Annotated in this window: 16 protein-coding genes; 6 read left to right on the top strand and 10 right to left on the bottom strand. The window is 48.2% G+C overall.

Going from position 1 to position 14,566, the window contains the following annotated elements:
* Positions 1–69: 69 nt before the first annotated feature.
* Together ACO0KV_RS06800 and pabB are read right to left on the bottom strand one after the other, a co-directional pair.
* On the bottom strand, positions 70–1,233 hold the full coding sequence (locus ACO0KV_RS06800; RefSeq protein WP_423041203.1) for an ABC transporter substrate-binding protein: 1,164 nt from the start codon (positions 1,231–1,233) through the stop codon (positions 70–72).
* Between the two features lie 236 nt (positions 1,234–1,469).
* Positions 1,470–3,368: an aminodeoxychorismate synthase component I gene (pabB, locus tag ACO0KV_RS06795; protein ID WP_423041201.1), complete on the bottom strand. Its 1,899-nt coding sequence runs from the start codon at positions 3,366–3,368 to the stop codon at positions 1,470–1,472.
* Between the two features lie 385 nt (positions 3,369–3,753).
* Between pabB and ACO0KV_RS06790 the strand changes: the two genes are divergently transcribed.
* Positions 3,754–5,049 carry a diguanylate cyclase domain-containing protein gene (locus ACO0KV_RS06790; RefSeq protein WP_423041199.1) on the top strand — a complete coding sequence of 432 codons (1,296 nt, stop codon included), beginning with the start codon at positions 3,754–3,756 and terminating at the stop codon, positions 5,047–5,049.
* Between the two features lie 48 nt (positions 5,050–5,097).
* Here ACO0KV_RS06790 and ACO0KV_RS06785 read toward each other — a convergent pair whose 3' ends face one another.
* The 4 genes from ACO0KV_RS06785 to argB all read right to left on the bottom strand — a co-directional run bounded on the left by ACO0KV_RS06785 (position 5,098) and on the right by argB (position 8,211).
* Positions 5,098–5,577 (bottom strand): DUF962 domain-containing protein, encoded by a 480-nt coding sequence (locus ACO0KV_RS06785; protein WP_423041197.1) that lies wholly within the window; start codon positions 5,575–5,577, stop codon positions 5,098–5,100.
* Positions 5,578–5,693: 116 nt separating this feature from the next.
* Positions 5,694–6,269 carry a nucleoid occlusion factor SlmA gene (gene slmA / locus ACO0KV_RS06780; protein ID WP_423041195.1) on the bottom strand — a complete coding sequence of 192 codons (576 nt, stop codon included), beginning with the start codon at positions 6,267–6,269 and terminating at the stop codon, positions 5,694–5,696.
* 220 nt (positions 6,270–6,489) lie between these two features.
* The gene (locus tag ACO0KV_RS06775) at positions 6,490–7,203 is read right to left on the bottom strand and encodes a pyrimidine 5'-nucleotidase (protein ID WP_423041193.1); all 714 of its coding nucleotides are present in this window, start codon (positions 7,201–7,203) and stop codon (positions 6,490–6,492) included.
* An 84-nt stretch (positions 7,204–7,287) separates the two neighbouring features.
* Positions 7,288–8,211, bottom strand: a complete 924-nt coding sequence (gene argB / locus ACO0KV_RS06770) for an acetylglutamate kinase (RefSeq protein WP_423041191.1) — start codon at positions 8,209–8,211, stop codon at positions 7,288–7,290.
* 98 nt (positions 8,212–8,309) lie between these two features.
* Here argB and ACO0KV_RS06765 point away from each other — a divergent pair, with 98 nt between their 5' ends.
* The 5 genes from ACO0KV_RS06765 to ACO0KV_RS06745 are packed head-to-tail and all read left to right on the top strand — an operon-like array spanning position 8,310 to position 10,527.
* A complete protein-coding gene (locus tag ACO0KV_RS06765) occupies positions 8,310–8,876 on the top strand; it encodes a sigma-70 family RNA polymerase sigma factor (protein ID WP_423041189.1) in 567 nt (188 codons plus the stop codon).
* Between the two features lie 18 nt (positions 8,877–8,894).
* Entirely contained in the window at positions 8,895–9,122 is a 228-nt protein-coding gene (locus ACO0KV_RS06760) for a zf-HC2 domain-containing protein (protein WP_423041187.1), read from the top strand.
* Complete coding sequence (locus tag ACO0KV_RS06755; protein WP_423041185.1) at positions 9,119–9,322, top strand: cysteine-rich CWC family protein; 204 nt, start codon at positions 9,119–9,121, stop codon at positions 9,320–9,322. Before ACO0KV_RS06760 ends, ACO0KV_RS06755 begins: the two co-directional genes overlap by 4 nt.
* A 54-nt stretch (positions 9,323–9,376) precedes the next feature.
* Entirely contained in the window at positions 9,377–10,084 is a 708-nt protein-coding gene (gene folE, locus ACO0KV_RS06750) for a GTP cyclohydrolase I (RefSeq protein WP_423041183.1), read from the top strand.
* Positions 10,085–10,101: 17 nt separating this feature from the next.
* On the top strand, positions 10,102–10,527 hold the full coding sequence (locus ACO0KV_RS06745; RefSeq protein WP_423041181.1) for a BLUF domain-containing protein: 426 nt from the start codon (positions 10,102–10,104) through the stop codon (positions 10,525–10,527).
* 97 nt (positions 10,528–10,624) lie between these two features.
* Here the strand turns inward: ACO0KV_RS06745 and ACO0KV_RS06740 are convergent, their stop codons facing one another.
* Genes ACO0KV_RS06740 through ACO0KV_RS06725 form a run of 4 tightly spaced genes read right to left on the bottom strand, consistent with a single transcriptional unit; the run spans position 10,625 to position 14,558 of the window.
* A complete protein-coding gene (locus ACO0KV_RS06740; RefSeq protein ID WP_423041179.1) occupies positions 10,625–12,643 on the bottom strand; it encodes a M48 family metallopeptidase in 2,019 nt (672 codons plus the stop codon).
* Between the two features lie 23 nt (positions 12,644–12,666).
* Positions 12,667–13,254, bottom strand: coding sequence for a LemA family protein (locus tag ACO0KV_RS06735; protein WP_423041177.1), 588 nt, complete (start codon positions 13,252–13,254; stop codon positions 12,667–12,669).
* 55 nt (positions 13,255–13,309) lie between these two features.
* The gene (locus ACO0KV_RS06730; RefSeq protein ID WP_423041175.1) at positions 13,310–13,969 is read right to left on the bottom strand and encodes a BON domain-containing protein; all 660 of its coding nucleotides are present in this window, start codon (positions 13,967–13,969) and stop codon (positions 13,310–13,312) included.
* Positions 13,962–14,558 carry a phosphoheptose isomerase gene (locus ACO0KV_RS06725; RefSeq protein WP_423041173.1) on the bottom strand — a complete coding sequence of 199 codons (597 nt, stop codon included), beginning with the start codon at positions 14,556–14,558 and terminating at the stop codon, positions 13,962–13,964. The genes ACO0KV_RS06730 and ACO0KV_RS06725 overlap by 8 nt, the downstream gene beginning before the upstream one ends.
* Positions 14,559–14,566 lie beyond the last annotated feature (8 nt).

Genomic DNA, 14,566 nt, shown 5'->3' with positions numbered 1-14,566 from the left:
ATCACCGATGAAGGATGCCATCATCGGTGCAATGCTACTATGGTTCAATCATGGCGATAGAAAACCGTATTAGTTTCCCTGCCCAATCAGCTTCCACTTACCACCGACAATTTGTACCATCACACGAGAACGCTGATCGAAGCCAAGATGGTCGGTAGGGTTCATATTGACGATGCCATGTGAAACCGCTAAGTTGCTGGTCCCTTCGATGGCAGCGCGTAACGCAGCACGGAATTCTTTGCTACCAGGTTGTCCTTTTTTGAGCGCAGCTGGAACGGCATTCGCTAACAGCATACCTGCATCCCATGCATGTCCACCAAATGTCGATACACTACCCGCGCCATAGGCTTTTTCATAGGCTGCTGTGTATTTTAGTGCAGAGGTTTTCACTGGATTATCCGCTGGTAACTGTGACGCCACTAACAAGGGTCCTGCCGGTAAAAAAGTTCCTTCGCAATCCTTCCCACAAACGCGCAAGAAATCATTATTGGCAACGCCATGGGTCTGATAGATTTTGCCTTTATAGCCGCGTTCTTTGAGTGTCTTTTGGGGCAGCGCAGCAGGGGTACCAGCGCCAGCAATCAGGACAGCATCTGGATTACTGGCGACGATTTTTAATACCTGTCCGGTGACGGACGTATCGGGTCTAGCAAAACGTTCGTTGGCAACGATTTTAATTTTTTTCAACTCTGCCAGTTTTGAAAATTCTTTGTACCAGCCTTCACCATAAGCATCGTTAAAACCGATAAAGGCCACGGTTTTGACACCCGCATCTGCCATATGACTGATGATTGCCGTTGACATATGCGAATCATTTTGTGGCGACTTGAACACCCAATAACGTTTTGCATCCATCGGCGAAATGATCACCGCTGATGCCGCCATAGAAATCATCGGTGTTTCGCTTTCTGCGGCAACATCAATCATCGCCAGCGAAGGCGGTGTAATCGTCGAACCAATCAGTAAATCAACTTTGTCTTCGGATACTAGTTTGCGGGCGTTTTTTACTGCGGTAGTGGTGTCTGATGCGTCATCTAAAATAATGTACTCGACTTTTTTACCCGCGATTTCTTTCGGCAACAAGGCGAATGTGTTTTTCTCAGGGATACCCAATGACGCACCAGCACCAGTGGCGGATACGTTCACACCAACCTTGATCTGTGACCACGCTGGAGCACTCAGGAATAAGGATAATAGCGCGGGTAAGGCTGCAAGAACAAAACGTTGCTTCATGGGTAAGTCTCCGGATAGTGAGTAGTATAATTAATCGGGTAGTTGGTCTGCTGGACAATCAGCAATTCAACGATCAGGCATGTTCCTGCCTTTCGTTTGAGTTTAACCCGCTACTCGGAAAAAGTACAAACTCTCGACCAGTCGAACAGGTATTTTAAAGAGAATACGTCGTAGCTAGCTCACAACTGCTCATACCTCTGCCCTTACCCATTCTAACCGACGAGGACATACGACTTTTAGACAGCCAAGTCCACTCCAAAAACACCTCTGAGTGCATTGCAAAGCATGATACGTTCCGCACTCATGAGATCAGCACGGGTTAAGGACTGCTCAGTCAAACGATAACGGGAATCATTGAGTACCACTGAGCGCATCACCCCTGGTAGCACACCGTCTGCTAACGGCGGCGTCACCCAACGCCCATGAACAAATAACAGAATATTGCTACGCCCACCTTCGGTCAGGTGCCCCTGTTCATTGAAAAACACCATATCAAATGCACCCTGCTTTTCTGCCATTTGCCACGCCTCATCATATTGCTGACGGACGCTGGTTTTATGCTGCAAGAACAAATCGTTACTGTCTGTCGTTAAAGCCGATATCAACACGGTTGGACGTCCGCTCAACGGCGTTAAGACACCAGTCTGCACCTGCACTTCACCCTGAGGATGCAAGCTGAGCCGCAGTCGGTATGGGGTTTGAGGTGGCAGAGCGTTACAGGTATCTTGTAAAAGGTGATGAATTCTGGACTCATTCCACGCAAAACCAAAATAATCGGCAGATTTGCGCAAGCGCGCTAAATGCTGGTGCTGGTAACGACAACCATCCTCATGCGTTGCGTACATTGTTTCAAACAAGTCGAACTGCGGTTGTAATCCGGTCAGAAATCGCGCTTTTAAGCGGCACTCAGCAAATTCTTCGGTAGCCACACTGTCGTAGACAATACCCGCACCAACCCCCATCACACCACGTCGACGCTGGGGAGTACGCTGAGGCTGATGTTGCGGCTGTGGGGCCTGTAGCAGTAGGGTACGGATCGGTACAGATAAACAAAAATCACCCGGCATCACATCGTCAGAGGGAGGATCAAACCAACCAATGGCACCCGTATATAAATCCCGTGGTGCTGTTTCAATTTCACGAATGATTTCCATGGTGCGACGTTTAGGCGCACCAGTAATCGAACCACACGGAAATAAAGCAGACAAGATATCGACGAGTTGCAGTCGTGGACGCAAACGCGCATCGATCGTCGATGTCATTTGCAATACGCTAGAGAAACGGGTGACCTCAAATAATTGAGGGACGGTGACGGAACCCACTTCGGCAATGCGTCCGAGGTCATTGCGTAACAAATCAACGATCATCAAATTTTCAGCACGATTTTTCGTATCTTGCGCCAGCGCTGCAGCAGCCTGCTGGTCTTGCGCTGTATCGCCAGTCGCAGCTGCAGTACCTTTCATAGGACGCGCTTGTAAATGCCCGCGATGATGGCGGACAAACAACTCCGGCGACATAGACACTATCGCCTCGCCATCCGGCAATACGATCAGCGCGCCATATGGCACTGGCTGACGTTCACGCAGGCGTCGGTATAACTGTAACGGACTTCCATAAACATCAAAGTGCCAGCGGTAGGTATAGTTGACCTGATACGTGTCACCAGCGGCAATATAGGCTTGCACATTGGCAATGGCCGCCTCGAATTGCTGTTCGTTAATTGTCGGGCGAATATGGGCAATGCCAGCAATTGTGGCATGTGACGCCTGCGCCTGCGCCTGTACCGTCATTGTCTCCAAAAAAGTCTGAACCTGTAACTGACTTAATTGATAGCAAGTTTTAAAGATGAGAATTTTTGAAACGGAGGGAGTTTCACGCGGGGCAATGTCGTGTAATTGTGCGCCCGTCTCATAAGACAACAGACTCACGGCAAAATAGCCCTGCTGCAAGGCTGCTTCGAGCTGTTGTATAAACGCCGGCCATTCAGACTTTTTTTCGCACAATAACGTCTTCTGTAAATGGACATACAGTCGAGACTGCGACGCCTCTGCTTGGGCGTCATCGAGCAAAGCAAATGCCTGGTTTGTCTGCTGCAGACCAGCGACAACAGCGGAACTATCAAAAATTGGAGACACGGTTTTAACTAAGCATGAAATGGTGTCAGAGTTTACTCGCAGATGCAGTGCTTTGCATCAATTGACTTGTACGTCAATGAAAAGTGGACGCAAAGACTGTCACCGTTAGCATTATGAAAATGAAAACATGTTCGCCCGATTTGTTTCATAATGCCAATAAATTGCTAAAAAATATTAAAAGTTATTTTTTTGACACAAAAAGGTTCAATTAACACCAACCTTTACACTTTAGTTAGAGACAAGACAACCTGTCCGTGCCAAGATAGTCTTATAAGACCTCAGCGTCACATTGAGCAAATTGCTGGCACGGAACCATCTCTGGTCATCCGCAACCGCTTAACGCTTATCCAACATTGGCAACAACATCGACAAATCTCATCTTAACATGGAAAAAAAACCCCTTGATTCTCCGGCTGCACTGATGTTTACGCAGCATTTGCGCTTATTAGCGCTGACAATGGGCGTAGCGCTGCTGTTCTGCACCGCATTTGCGGGGGGTGAACTATACAAACAAATCCGCAATGAAATGCTGCTGAAAACGGTAATGCTGGCGAACAATTTATCAGATCAGCTGGTGGCCGGTGATTTACGTGGAATGCAAAACCTGGTGCTCAATACAGAGAGAGACACGGACATTATCGAGGTCACCCTATACGACAGTAAAGGACATGCAGTCCTGAGCTCAAATAACGGCACGTTAATCAGTACCGACAAACTAACAGATATCAACTTAGAGAAAACCTCACAGGTTTATTTTTCTACCACCAGTCTGGTTATCAGTACACCTGTCTCTGATACAACAGGCATTCATGGTCAGTTAGTGACTCAAAGCAAAGTAACTCCGTTATATCGCCGGATTGTTCAGTTATTTATCTTCAATCTTGCTGGCTTCATCATTCTAGCCATTGTTACCGCGTATGTACTCGCCAAACGCCAGATTCAACTTCTACAGCCGACTTTCATCCTCGCAGAGATCGCAGAAAAAGTGGCTGCAACAGGTGATTTCAGCGTTCGCTCAACGATTGAACCCAGTCAGGATCTGGGCAATCTGCATCAACATTTCAACCTGATGCTAACGCGGATTGAGGCTTGGGAGATTGACGTTCACAGTGAGACCCATGAACGTCGTGAAGCAGAAAATCGGCTACATATTTTAGATAATCACGACAGCTTGACCAAACTCCCCAACCGCCACTATTTTCATCGTTTGCTCACCAATCATGTCGAAGATGCTATTGCGAACCACGAAATGATGGCATTGATGTTTATCGATCTTGATCACTTCAAAGACATCAGCCATGCGCATGGCTACGATGTTTGTGACCAAATTTTAGTGATCGTTGCACAGCGTTTGTCTGAGGTACTGCGCAATACTGACAGCTTATGCCGAGTTGATGCAGATGAATTCGCCGCCGTCCTACCCAATGTCGAGAATCTGGACACCGTCAAAAACCTTGCGGCCCGACTGGTTCTGGCGATGCAAAGGCCGATGACACTGAAAGGACAGCACTTTGCGGTCACTGGCAGTATCGGTATCGCCTGCTGTCCTTTGCACGCAATCGATCAACGGTTGTTCTTGCACTTTGCTGATCTAGCACTCAAAGACGCCAAGAGTGCCGGCCGTAATACCTGGTCTTTGTATGATCCCGATACCATGAAAAATGGCGATATCAACGTGTGACTTTGGCATTCATACTTAAGCTCGCAGTCAGATGATAACGCTGGTTGACTAATATTTTAAATTCAGCCGACGATACAGAATACCCAGCACAAATAAGGGGCCAATTAACAAAAAACGCAGGTCGTCAAAAAATGATGGTTTTTTTCCTTCAATTTTGTGCCCAATAAACTGACCTATCCAGGCAACAACAAAAACCAACAAAGAAATTTTCCACACCGATGACTGCGGTAGTTGCTGCAACAGAAGCAACATCGCCGCTGACATGATGAGCATGCCTGTTGCAAAACGTACGGACAAAGAGAAATAATAAATCAGGCTCGTCATGACCGCAGCACAGGCTGCCAGTGGATGTGCAGACCAAATCATTCCTAAAAAAGAAAAAACGATGGCGGGAACGCAGATGCAATGAATAATTTCGTTGATCGGATGCAGATGGCTTTCAGCGTATTTACTGAGCAAAGTATCAATATGACGACGCCTCACCTGCGCGCCCTGGCCTTCGCCAGCGTGGCTATCAGAAAGTTTCATGTTGTCTCCTGTCACAGTTTGGGTCTGTGTAGTTTTATGATGTCAGGCGCTCGGCACTTGGCGTACCGGCGCTACATCATACTGCGGAAACAGGAAACGTGGCGTAAATTGCAGCGTTAACGTAACAACATAGCGATCTGAATTGTTGCTTGCTCTGTAGGCAATTGTTTAAAGCCTGTCTTAGCAAAACGCATCCAGCGGCCAAGGATAAAGCTACACAACATAGAAGCACGCGGAGCCGCTTCCGTCTCTGGCAAGTGCCCCTGAGAGGCAGCAAGACGTAGAGATTGCCGAAATGCCATGTCGATACGTTCTGCGAGCTGATTCATCCGCAACTGTAAACGCTCGTCTTCGTTGACCAATACGTCACCGATCAACACTCTTGTCATGCCGGGATTGCGCTCAGCGAAATTGAGCAACATCTGAATAATCGCCTGTGCCTGCAGCAACCCATCTTCTTGCTGGTCGCTAATTTGATTGATCAGTCCAAAGATGGACGTCTCGATAAACTCGATCAATCCTTCGAACATTTGCGCTTTACTCGCAAAATGACGATACAAAGCGGCCTCCGAGACCTCGACTCTCGCTGCTAGGGCAGCGGTCGTGATCTTTTCGCCTTTCGGATTTTCGAGCATGCTTGCCAGCGTCTGGAGTATCTGTAGTTTGCGCTCGCCGGGTTTGGTACTTGCCATTTTTCTTTGATCTGAGTAACGAGATAATGTCATGGGGCGAATAATGCAGACACCAGCACTTGCTGCTGGCGCTTGAATTATTCACGGTTTCTGCATCCGCGTTCGTCGCGGGCTTTAGATTCTATGTGAAACCCACCATGAATGTGAAGTGATAAAAAGAATATTCTGTCAGAAATTAGGCTTGACTTAAGCCACTATTTCATCAGCTTAAACGATATTCTCAAGATGAGGATAAAAACTGTCGACTTCGTCTGGGCAGCGTAGCGACGGATTTAGCGCAAATATCGACGCAAGCCGCCGGACGCTGGCGTAAGTGGGCAGGCGTGTAAGCATTGACCAATACAGTACGCAATCCGACTGTTTTTGCCGCACGTAAATTATCTAGGCTATCCTCCACCAGAATACAATTTTCTGGTGTCCACCCGTGCATCGCTAATAATTTACGCAAATACGCACGGGAAGGCTTCGGCTGTAATTTGCCGTGAACCCGCATTTCTTCGACAGAGATGTGCCCATCAAAGTGCCTGTGCAAACCTAAGTGACGCATGACACGCTGTGAATAGTCACGCGGGGCATTGGTCAGCAATATTTTTTTGCCTGGCAATTGGCGCAAGAGTCTGAGTAAACCCCGTTGCGCTCGGATCATCTGCGGCAAATCCTCAAAGGTATGCGCTTCTTGCAGAAAATCCTCTGCCTTAACGCCATGATGACGCACCATGCCCAGCATCGTAATACCGTAACGCTGATAGTAATCTTGCCGAACCGCATTGACGGTTGCTTCGTCCGCAGGGTGCAATCCATCCCCCAGCACCTTTGCAATATAGGCATTCATATTCCGGTTAATTGCCGGAAAGATGGCATGCGATGCGTTATGCAGGGTATTGTCCAGATCAAATAACCAGACCAATGGGGAAGGCGGAACGCGACGCTTCATGCCACGCTCCGGCTCGCAGCAGAAGCAGTGACGCCAGACCCAGCAACAGGTAAGGCGTCAATGAAAAAGCAGAACCGTAACAAATCAGTGACTGCGGATCATGGTACCGAACGCTTGTTCGGTCAACACTTCGAGCAACAAGGAATGTTCAATACGTCCGTCAATAATATGCACGGTATTGACACCGGATTTTGCAGCATCCAATGCGGAAGAGATTTTTGGCAACATACCGCCAGAAATCGTGCCGTCAGCAAACATCTCATCAATTTCACGCGCGGACAAATCCGTCACCAGATTACCTTGTTTATCCAAGACTCCTGGGATATTGGTCATCATAATCAGCTTTTCAGCTTTGAGAATTTCGGCGATCTTACCAGCGACCAGATCAGCATTGATGTTATAAGCCTGACCATCTTCACCGAAACCGATTGGCGAAATAATCGGAATGAACGCATCATCCTGCAACGCTTTCACTACCGCTGGGTTGATCGCATCGATTTCACCAACGTAACCGATATCGAGCATTTCGCCCGGATGCTCACGATCCGGCATCATCATTTTACGTGCACGGATCAAGCCACCGTCTTTACCAGTCAGACCCACAGCCTGACCACCATAGTGGTTAATCAACATTACGATATCTTGCTGAACCTCACCGCCAAGCACCCATTCAACCACTTCCATGGTTTCTTCATCGGTGATACGCATACCCTGAACAAAATTACCTTGCTTGCCGACTTTTTTAAGGGCATTGTCAATTTGTGGGCCACCACCATGCACAACCACGGGATTCATACCAACGAGCTTCAATAGAATCACGTCGCGAGCGAAACCATGCTTCAGGCGCTCCTCAGTCATTGCATTGCCACCGTATTTAACAACAATGGTTTTACCATGGAATTTACGGATGTAGGGCAGGGCTTCTGCCAGAATTTCCGCTTTGATGGCGGGTTCGACACCGGCTAATTTATCAACTGGTACTTCTGCGTTTGCGTTCAAATCGCTCATAATGACGGTATCCTGAAGGTATCATGAAGGGTTTATTCGATAGACCCGAATTTTACAGGATAATAGCGCTTTTACTGGTACCAATTCATTTTGAATTTATGACATCCCTCATCGATTTGCATCAGCAACTAGAAAGTATGCGGCCGGTCCTGCTTCGCTTCGCCTATTTGCAATTACGAAATGACAACGCTGCTGAGGATGCTGTTCAGGAAGCCTTACTTGCGGTACTGGAAAAACCAGACAGTTTTGCCGGTCAGTCCAGCCTGCGAACCTATGTGACAGGTATATTAAAATACAAAATTATCGATCACTTGCGCCGTCTTAAGAGAGAAGTGCCGTTGGATACCACCGCGGACGAGTCTGAGACTGATCTGATTGATAGCTTATTTAACACCAACGGCCACACAGTCAGTATGCCGAGCGCATGGGGCGAGCCTGAACCGACATTGCAAGAAAAAGATTTTTTTCGTGTACTAGAAATGTGCCTTGAGAATTTGCCACCGAAAACGGCTCGGGTCTTTATGATGCGGGAATGGCTTGAACTCGATGCCGAAGAAATTTGTAAGGAATTAGGCTTAACCGCGTCTAATTTATGGGTGGTGTTGTATCGTGCACGTTTACGTCTTCGCGAATGCTTAGATCTGAATTGGTTTGGCAATCACTAAATAGATCGGAACCAATTGATGCAATTTTTCTTATACTCTTGCAAACAAGCTCACAGAATGATCTCTGAAGGGCTAGACAGACCATTGCGTTTGAGCGAACGGGCACGTCTGAAGATGCACTTATCCATTTGCAACGCCTGCACCAATTTCAATGGTCAGATGCAATTTTTACGCAAAGCGATGCACCGTGTTTCACAAGACCCTGACCCGACGAATCAACCACCCGCAAAGCCTGAACAACGATGAGCATTTGCCAACGTTGTCAGACTCAATTCGTTTGTGCGGTAGCAGACAACACCGGCCAGCCATGCTGGTGTATGGTTTTACCCGCACTCGACGTCTCAGTTTTACCCGAGGGTAGCGTCAATCCTGACGCCACTTGCCTGTGTGCCGTGTGTCTGCCGGTCTGGAAAACTGAACTTATTGCAGCCAAAAGCAAACTATAAAGAATTCAGTTACCATAGTCGTTCTCGTATAGGCCTTTCCGATAGGAATTATGCATGTCTAATGATACGTCCATCGCTTACCAAGCGGTCAGCGTCCCCACTTCCCAACGTATTCGCGAACGTTTGCTCGCGAGTAAAACGCGTTTTCACGCCAATGACAATATCGCCAAGTTCATCGAACCTGGCGAACTTGCTGAGTTGCAAGCGGAAGTCGAAGAAAAATTACGGGCTGTGCTTCAAAGTCTGGTGATCGACACAGAAAGTGATCACAATACCCAAGATACCGGACGCCGTGTCGCGAAAATGTTCATCAACGAAGTGTTCCATGGACGCTACGTACCGATGCCATCCGTGACCGAATTCCCAAATGCCTCGCATCTGAACGAGCTGATGATCATTGGTCCGATCACCGTCAGAAGCGCGTGTTCACATCATCTCTGTCCGATTATGGGCAAGGTATGGATTGGTGTCATGCCAAACGAACATTCCAATCTGATCGGCTTATCCAAGTATGCACGGATTGCTGAATGGATCATGAGCCGCCCGCAGATTCAGGAAGAAGCCGTCGTTCAGTTGGCTGATGCCTTGCAAGAAAAAATGCAACCGGATGGTCTGGCTGTCGTCATGGAAGCAGATCATTTCTGCATGCATTGGCGCGGCGTGAAAGATACCGATGCCAAAATGATCAATAGCGTCATGCATGGTTCTTTCCTAAAAGACCCTAATCTGCGTCGTGAATTTTTATCGCTTATTAAACGTTAATCCAGACAGGGAATCCTATGTTAGTTCGTTTGTTGTATGCTAGCCGTGCTATCGATACGAATATTTGCGATACCGTGCAATCGATCATGCAAACCTCGCGTTCGCACAATCCTCAAAATGGTATTACTGGTGTGTTATGCCATACAGATACCGTTTTTATGCAGGTATTGGAAGGCGGGCGTGACGCAGTCAATCAACTGTACAGCCACATCCTCAAAGACACCCGTCATAACGACGTGATTTTGCTGGACTACGAAGAGATCACCGAACGCCGTTACGGCGGCTGGACCATGGGTCAGGTGAACATGAGTAAGCTTAATCCTTCGATGCTGCTCAAGTATTCACCATTACCGATACTGAATCCACATGATATGCCAGGCAAAATGCTGCTCGCGCTGATCGATGAACTGATGGCAACGGCATCGATCATCGGCAGATCCTGATCGCGCGCTGCGACCAGCACTTTGCAAATAAATCAGCCCTTCTTCCGACATGGAACGAAGGGCTTTTTAACATCCGCAAACAACGGATAAAACAGGCTCAGTAAGGGCTTGCTAAGGCATTCACTTCCGGTACCGGAGCATCGATCGCTGCGCAAATCGCTCGCACCAGATCAATCATGGACGCTGCCATGGCAGTATCTTGCACTGCACCAAGCGTACTTGGTGCAACAGAAGCAGCGGCCATAACGGCCTTGATCAGAAATGGTTTCACCAATGGCGCCAGTTGATTTAATTTTTCCAACGCCTGCCGGACAACAAAAAAATCAACATCAGATGAGGCGAGCAAATCCCCTTCATGCAAACCTAAGTCAGGCAATAGCAAGGCTGCTCGCATCAATGCGACGGTGGCTACCTGATCATCCGAGTGACTACTAGCAACCAAAGACAAAATCTGAACCACTTCCGACTTTAACGCAGTCAGATCGTTATACCGAACCTTCACCAGACGCCCTGATTGTGGTCCGAGACGACGCTCAAGCACCGTCTGCAATACAAACTCGGACTGGCTCATGCGTTGATCTGCAGCGATGAGTTTGGCGCAGAGTGACAGCAAGTCTGCTCTGGATTCGGTCGATAATTGCTTTAGTGCTGGCATGGCCAGATCAAGGACCGGCAAGCGCGGACTCGCTTGCATGGTATCGAGATGGTGCACGAGTTGGTCTGTTTGCGCGGCTTTTTCGCGGCTGATTCGGGCGATTAGCGCCAGCTGTGTCTGATAATCCTGCTCTTGTGTCGGATCGCATAGTAAGGCAAAGACCAGTGCATCTGCAAAGCGTGGATCACGTGCGGCGCGCAGAATAGCAGGATCGATACCACGTGCTTTAAGAACTGCCGTCGTAACTGGATTCACCGCTGCAACCGGCGTCACCTGAAAAGAAAGACCGCCATGCTGACCAAATCCGGCGTTCAGACTAGCGTTTGTCTGCGCGCCAGATGTCTGCGAATGAGTGTTGACGTGACCAGCACCAAAGCCCAGCATCCCTTCCGGCTCTGCGGTCTGCTCTGGCGGATCAATAATCTCACTGGCATCTAAAAACTCAACGTTACGTCCATAGACGCGTTGCAGACGCTCTTTGAGTGGCGGATGAGTCGCAAATAATCCATCCATTAAATTCGCTCTAGCAGCACCTAAAAACATATGCGACATTTGTTCAGCACGCGGATTCGTAATACGGGAGCCGCATTGATTCAACATGGTCAGTCCACCGATTTTACGTAAAGCACCACCAATGGTTTCTGGATTACGGGTAAATTGAACAGCACTGGCATCAGCGAGAAATTCACGTTGTCTGGACACCGCTGATTTAATTAAACGGCCAAAAAAAATGCCGACATAACCGATCACAAATAAAGCAGCACCCACTGCCAATAGCACTAACTGGATCGGTGGTCCTTTTTCATTGCGGTCACGGGAACTACCAAAACGCGACCCCCAGTACATTAGCTCCTGACCAAAACCAGCAATCATTTGAATCCCAAACAGGATACCGATGAGCTTGATGTTCATGCGCATATCGCCGTTAAGGATGTGGCTGAACTCGTGCCCGATCACCCCTTGAAGCTCATCTCTGGTTAAGCGTGTCAGACTTCCCTGCGTCACGGCAACAACCGCTTCATTTTGGTGATATCCAGCAGCAAACGCATTGATCGCGTCTTCTCGATCTAATACATAAACTCGGGGACAGGCGATGCCTGACGCTAGCGCCATTTCTTCAACGATGTTTAATAAGCGGCGTTCTTTGACATCGGTCGAAGAAGGCATGACCAATCGCCCCCCCGCCATCTGTGCTACCGCATCGCCACCATCGCGAAGACGGAATGTTTCGAATAAGGTACCGCCACCGATAAATAACAAGGTGACGGCAGTATTGACAAAGAAAAATCCAGTCGGATAGCCCGGGTGTCCCTGTGTACGTAGTGCGAACGCCCATTTCCAGATCAACGCCAGACTGACGTTGACTGCAATCAGAATCGCGATAACCGCCAGAAAAAACAAGAACAGCAACTTCCGGCTTTGTCGGTGGGCGTGATCTTGCTGCTCAAAAAAGTCCATCATCGTGGTCGGCTCTGCGACAGAACTTAGAACGCCACTTTGACGGCTTTACGTTCTTGCTCTGATTCGGTGGCCTGCAACAATTCTGCTGCTTTGAAACCAAAATTATTCGCAATCAGGGAGCCTGGAAATTGCTCGATACTCGTGTTGTATTGCATCACGCTATCGTTGTAAGCCTGACGGGCAAAGGCGATTTTGTTTTCTGTACTGGTCAACTCTTCGGTGAGTTGAATCATGTTCTCATTGGCTTTCAGGTCTGGATACGATTCAGACAGCGCAAACATTTTTCCTAATGAGGCGGTCAATGTGCCCTCTGCGGCAGAGAGCTGCTGGACAGACGCCGCATCGGCTGGATCAAGGCCGGCTTTGCTGCTCGCTGACACCGCCTGATTACGGGCGGCAATGACCGCTTCGAGCGTTTCACGCTCATGCTTCATGTAGCCCTTGGCAACTTCAACCAGATTCGGAATGAGGTCATAACGACGTTTTAATTGCACATCGATTTGTGCAAACGAATTTTTAAATCGGTTACGCAGACTAACCAGGCGGTTATAGGCACCGACGACCCAAAATCCAATCAGAACAACAACAGCTAACACTATGATCAACGTCATCTTTATTCTCCGGACAAAAAGAAAACCGATGAAAAATCATCGGTTATGGTTTTATTTATTTCGCTTCAGCACTTTTTTCTGACTTTGCTGGTTGTACCAGCAACGCTTTTAATTCTTCTTCCGTCATATATTCAAACACCTTGACGACTTTACGCACGCCACTGACGCTACTGGCGACATCAGCTGCACGCTCACCTTCACGCTGCGTGACGCGTCCCATCAGATAAACCACGCTAGCTTCCGTGACGACCTTATAGGAATTTGCGTATAAATCTTTAGTATCAACAAAAGATGCTTTCACTTTGGTGGTGATCAGTGCATCGTTAGAGCGTGCGGTCAAATTGGATGTACCGGCGATCTGGATTTCATTGATCACTGAGACGACCCCTTCGACTGCCTTGAGTTCGTTTTCTGCTTTGTCTTTTGTCTGCTGATCAGGTACTTCACCTGTCAGTAACACATGACGATTAAAGGAATTGACGTTGACATGCGTGTTATCACTCAGGACTTTAGAGAGTGTTAACTCACCTTTGACAACAATCGACTTGTCTTCGGTCTGCGCACCAAAAGTGCGACGATCAGCGGTGGCAAAGGTACCGACCACCGCGCTACCAACAAGCAGCTCAACGCATCCCTGCAAACTCATCACGGCGGCAGCGCATACACCCACCACCAGCAAAGACCGTGAAACCCGGCTCAGGCTTTGTTTAATCATCAGCATCCTCTCCAAAGAGTGCGTTATCAATACCGTCACAGATACAATGAATCGCTAACAAATGCACTTCCTGAATCCGCGCCGTTTTATCGTGCGGAACGCAAATGTTGACATCCAAGTCACCTAATAAATTCTTCATCGCACCGCCGCCTTTACCAGTGAGGGCAACGACCCGCATATCTCGCTCGAGCGCAGCATTAATGGCGTTGATGACACCGGTGGAGTTACCCGAGGTCGAAATCGCCAGCAAAATGTCACCAGCCTGTCCAAATGCCTGAACTTGCTTAGAGAATACTTCCTGGTAGCTATAATCGTTGGCAATCGCCGTCATAATCGAGCTATCAGTGGTTAATGCCATCGCAGGCAGTGGCAAACGTTCCCGTTCGAAACGACCGACCAGTTCAGCTGCAAAATGCTGACAATCAGCTGCTGACCCACCATTCCCACAAGCGAGAATCTTGTTACCATTAGACAGTGCTTGAAACATAAGTTCCACAGCAGCAGAAATGGGAGCAGCCAGTTCTTCGGCAGCTTTTCTTTTTAATTCGGCACTTTCATTGAAGTGCGCCAGGATGCGTTGGTTTGTCATAGTGAGTC

The organism is Undibacterium sp. RuRC25W (assembly GCF_049339825.1).
Lineage (GTDB): Bacteria > Pseudomonadota > Gammaproteobacteria > Burkholderiales > Burkholderiaceae_D > Undibacterium.
This window is presented reverse-complemented; position numbering and strand designations above follow the sequence as displayed.